This window comes from Aeromonas sp. 102P (genome assembly GCF_051920345.1).
GTDB classification, from domain to species: domain Bacteria; phylum Pseudomonadota; class Gammaproteobacteria; order Enterobacterales; family Aeromonadaceae; genus Aeromonas; species Aeromonas veronii.
On sequence record NZ_JBQBCZ010000009.1, the window covers coordinates 60,001 to 65,043 of the forward strand.

Sequence of the window (5,043 nt, forward strand, 5' to 3'; positions counted from 1 at the left end):
GATAGCCCCGTACACGAAAACAACCTTGATGTGAAATCGAGTAGGGCGGGACACGTGACATCCTGTCTGAATATGGGGGGACCATCCTCCAAGGCTAAATACTCCTGACTGACCGATAGTGAACCAGTACCGTGAGGGAAAGGCGAAAAGAACCCCTGTGAGGGGAGTGAAATAGAACCTGAAACCGTGTACGTACAAGCAGTGGGAGCCCTTCGGGGTGACTGCGTACCTTTTGTATAATGGGTCAGCGACTTACATTTTGTAGCGAGGTTAACCGTATAGGGGAGCCGTAGGGAAACCGAGTCTTAACTGGGCGTCTAGTTGCAAGGTGTAGACCCGAAACCGGGTGATTTAGCCATGGGCAGGTTGAAGGTTGAGTAACATCAACTGGAGGACCGAACCCACTAACGTTGCAAAGTTAGGGGATGACCTGTGGCTGGGGGTGAAAGGCCAATCAAACTCGGAGATAGCTGGTTCTCCCCGAAAGCTATTTAGGTAGCGCCTCGGACGAATACTACTGGGGGTAGAGCACTGTTTGGGCTAGGGGGTCATCCCGACTTACCAACCCCATGCAAACTCCGAATACCAGTAAGTACTATCCGGGAGACACACGGCGGGTGCTAACGTCCGTCGTGAAGAGGGAAACAACCCAGACCGCCGGCTAAGGTCCCAAAGTTCTGGTTAAGTGGGAAACGATGTGGGAAGGCTCAGACAGCTAGGATGTTGGCTTAGAAGCAGCCATCATTTAAAGAAAGCGTAATAGCTCACTAGTCGAGTCGGCCTGCGCGTAAGATGTAACGGGGCTCAAACTAGGCACCGAAGCCGCGGATTTGCACTTAGTGCAAGTGGTAGGGGAGCGTTCTGTAAGTCTGCGAAGGTGTATCGAGAGGTATGCTGGAGATATCAGAAGTGCGAATGCTGACGTAAGTAACGATAAAGGGGGTGAAAAGCCTCCTCGCCGGAAGACCAAGGGTTCCTGTCCAACGTTAATCGGGGCAGGGTGAGTCGACCCCTAAGGCGAGGCCGAAAGGCGTAGTCGATGGGAAGCAGGTTAATATTCCTGCACGACTTGTAATTGCGATGGGGGGACGGAGAAGGCTAGGTGGGCCAGGCGACGGTTGTCCTGGTGAAAGTGCGTAGGTGGTATCGGTAGGCAAATCCGCTGATACAACACTGAGACACGAGACGAACACACTACGGTGTGGAAGCCATTGATGCCCTGCTTCCAGGAAAAGCCTCTAAGCTTCAGATTACAAGTCATCGTACCCCAAACCGACACAGGTGGTCGGGTAGAGAATACCAAGGCGCTTGAGAGAACTCGGGTGAAGGAACTAGGCAAAATAGAACCGTAACTTCGGGAGAAGGTTCGCTCTTGATGGTGAAGTCCCTTGCGGATGGAGCTGTCGGGAGTCGCAGTGACCAGATGGCTGGGACTGTTTATCAAAAACACAGCACTCTGCAAACACGAAAGTGGACGTATAGGGTGTGACACCTGCCCGGTGCCGGAAGGTTAATTGATGGGGTTAGCGCAAGCGAAGCTCTTGATCGAAGCCCCGGTAAACGGCGGCCGTAACTATAACGGTCCTAAGGTAGCGAAATTCCTTGTCGGGTAAGTTCCGACCTGCACGAATGGTGTAACCATGGCCATGCTGTCTCCACCCGAGACTCAGTGAAATCGAATTCGCCGTGAAGATGCGGTGTACCCGCGGCTAGACGGAAAGACCCCGTGAACCTTTACTACAGCTTGGCACTGAACATTGAACCTACATGTGTAGGATAGGTGGGAGGCTTTGAAGGCGTGACGCCAGTTGCGCTGGAGCCGTCCTTGAAATACCACCCTTGTATGTTTGATGTTCTAACGCAGGGCCCTGAATCGGGCTCGCGGACAGTGCCTGGTGGGTAGTTTGACTGGGGCGGTCTCCTCCCAAAGAGTAACGGAGGAGCACGAAGGTTGGCTAATCCTGGTCGGACATCAGGAGGTTAGTGCAATGGCATAAGCCAGCTTAACTGCGAGACGGACAGGTCGAGCAGGTACGAAAGTAGGTCATAGTGATCCGGTGGTTCTGAATGGAAGGGCCATCGCTCAACGGATAAAAGGTACTCCGGGGATAACAGGCTGATACCGCCCAAGAGTTCATATCGACGGCGGTGTTTGGCACCTCGATGTCGGCTCATCACATCCTGGGGCTGAAGTCGGTCCCAAGGGTATGGCTGTTCGCCATTTAAAGTGGTACGCGAGCTGGGTTCAGAACGTCGTGAGACAGTTCGGTCCCTATCTGCCGTGGGCGTTGGATGATTGAAGGGAGTTGCTCCTAGTACGAGAGGACCGGAGTGAACGAACCTCTGGTGTTCGGGTTGTCACGCCAGTGGCACTGCCCGGTAGCTAAGTTCGGAATCGATAACCGCTGAAAGCATCTAAGCGGGAAGCGAGCCCTGAGATGAGTCATCCCTGACCCCTTGAGGGTCCTAAAGGGCCGTTGGAGACCACAACGTTGATAGGTGGGGTGTGTAAGCGCGGCGACGTGTTGAGCTAACCCATACTAATTACCCGTGAGGCTTAACCATACAACACCCAAGAAGTGTTCTAAGGCTTGTAGCAAATCGAAGAACTACTAATTCAGTGATAGTGACAAGCCAAGCGCAACATCACTACTCACGTCAGCTTTCTCAGATTGAAGATTTTGCCTGGCGGCCATAGCGCCGTGGAACCACCTGATCCCATGCCGAACTCAGAAGTGAAACGCGGTAGCGCCGATGGTAGTGTGGCATTCGCCATGCGAGAGTAGGACACTGCCAGGCACCCAATACAAGAAACCCCGCTCATCGAGCGGGGTTTTTTATTGCCTGCAATTTATTGAATCGTCTGATATTTGACCTGACTTATTCCTTTCTTCTGTTTTTATTGTTACTCGCTGTTGTCTTTCTGTTCAACGAATAGCCTGATGTTACGCTTTTACTCTTTCTTCATGTAAAGCCATTGCTCTGTATGGCAGGGCTGGCATCGCCATAACCCGTGAATCCCATGATCGCCTATACGTCATGCTCTCTAGCTTGGGGTCTAGGCTTCCTGAGTTAGCCGTCCCCTCTTTTTAAGCCGCGGCTCCATAGTCCCTGCTTTTCTATGACTGTGTTAACCGGCCCTGACTGTATTCCGAAGAGGGGTTATTGGCGGTACCAACATGCTGGAGCCGTGGTCGCTGCGTTGGGTCGTTGTTGTTTGGGGCAATAAGGAAATGGGAAGGGATGCTCGCAGGAACGCAGAGGTTAGATGTTGATAGGTGATCTTGTGGCAGCTGTTGAGCCCGCAGGTGAGAAGATCAAAAAAGGAGTTGAAGAAGACTAATGTGTTGAGATCTATGAGGAGTGGCAAATTGCAGGCAAACAAAAAGCCCACGCAACATGGTTGCATAGGCTCGGTATAAATGGCGGAGGAGGTGCCCGCCGCAACAAAGTCCAATCAACTCCACACCAATCCAATAAACCATTTATTATCAGCAAATTAGAGACAAACACTGTCCAGTCCATCCCAATCACATATTACCACTGCGCATGCCTGGTGGCATACTGTGTGGCATATTCAATTCTCAAGGAGGTTACCTGATGGCGATCCTCACCGATACCAAAGCTCGTAGCATCAAGCCGAAAGATAAACCCCTTGCTCACGGTGGGGTTACAGGCTTGACGCTACACCCTTCTACCGTCAAAGGTAGAGGTAAGTGGGTATTCCGCTATGTCAGCCCACTGACGAAGAAACGGCGTAATGCTGGCCTCGGGACTTACCCCGAGCTCTCCATCGCCGACGCAGCTCGAGACGCACAGGCAATGCGGGAACAGCTGGCGAATAATTTGGATCCGCTAGAGGTCCGGCGGCAGGAGCAGAACAAGCCGAAGATCCCGACCTTGGAAGCATCTGCCAGACTGGTTTACGAAAGCTTGTTACCAGGCTGGAAGAACCCCAAACACGGTAAACAATGGATTACCACATTGGAGCAATATGCCTTTCCTACAATTGGCTCTATCTCCATTGATACCATCACCCCAGCCCATATCGCTTCCGTTTTGCAACCGATATGGCTGACGATCCCGGAAACAGCAAGCCGTGTTAAGCAGCGGCTACACGCCGTTATGGCTTGGGCATGGGCTCATGGCTATACCTCTGCAAACCCTGTGGATGTGGTGAACCATTTACTACCGGCTCAGCCAAGCAAGTCAGTGCGAGTAGAGCATCAGCCTGCGATGCCCTGGCGTGATATCCCTGCATTTGTGCAAAAACACCTGAGAACAGCGCAACAATACGATGTAACCCGCTCAATGCTGGAGTACTTGATCCTGACAGCATGCCGCTCAGGTGAAGTCAGAGCCATGACGTGGTCAGAAGTAGACTTGGAAGCGAAGATCTGGACCCTACCAGCCGAGCGTATGAAAGCCAAGCAACAACATCGTGTTCCGTTATCTCTTCGTGCCGTCGAAATCCTGAAGGGGTTAAGGGGATTACATGACGAGTTGGTATTCCCTTCTCCCAGAGACCAGGTACCACTCTCAGACACAGTGCTGACGATGTTTCTGAGAAGAGCAAAAGCTGCGAGCTGTACTCCTAGCCGAATGGCAACTGCTCATGGCTTTCGTTCCAGCTTTCGAGACTGGTGCAGCGAGCAGGGCTATGCGCGGGAGCTCGCTGAACGAGCGTTAGCTCATACAGTTCAGAACAAGGTCGAAGCTGCATACCACCGTACTGACTTGCTGGATCAACGTCGGCCCATGATGGATGCCTGGGCTAAATTTGTGACTGATAATTTACCAACCGCATAGAGGAAAGCGGCCATTTGGCCGCTTTCCTCTATGTTCTTTTTTTAGCTTTTCGTGACTGTTGATGTCATTTTGCCAAATCAGTGCTCCGACACCTTCTGGCCTGCTTTACTTCCGGCTTGTTCATTACCGCTTCCAGCTCGTCATGGGCCTTCACTGCTTCCGGCATCCCTCCTGTGGCAGCCAGTGAGAGCCAGGCATAGGTATGCACTCGGGTTACACGTACCAGTGGCCGCT

1 protein-coding gene and 2 rRNA genes (1 of these 3 only partly in view) are annotated in these 5,043 nt (G+C 52.3%); all 3 read left to right on the forward strand.

Annotation, left to right across the window (positions count from 1 at the left end):
- A 23S ribosomal RNA gene (locus ACTG1K_RS23950) occupies positions 1-2,565 on the forward strand (it extends 324 nt beyond the left edge of the window).
- 119 nt (positions 2,566-2,684) lie between these two features.
- Positions 2,685-2,799, forward strand: a 5S ribosomal RNA gene (rrf, locus tag ACTG1K_RS23955).
- A gap of 801 nt (positions 2,800-3,600) precedes the next feature.
- On the forward strand, positions 3,601-4,809 hold the full coding sequence (locus ACTG1K_RS23960) for a tyrosine-type recombinase/integrase (protein ID WP_440004672.1): 1,209 nt from the start codon (positions 3,601-3,603) through the stop codon (positions 4,807-4,809).
- The last annotated feature ends 234 nt before the right edge of the window (positions 4,810-5,043 follow it).

Bases quoted from the DNA above. Each gene is read 5' to 3' on its own strand.
- ACTG1K_RS23960 (WP_440004672.1), top strand. From the start codon at position 3,601: ATGGCGATCCTCACCGATACCAAAGCTCGTAGCATCAAGCCGAAAGAT.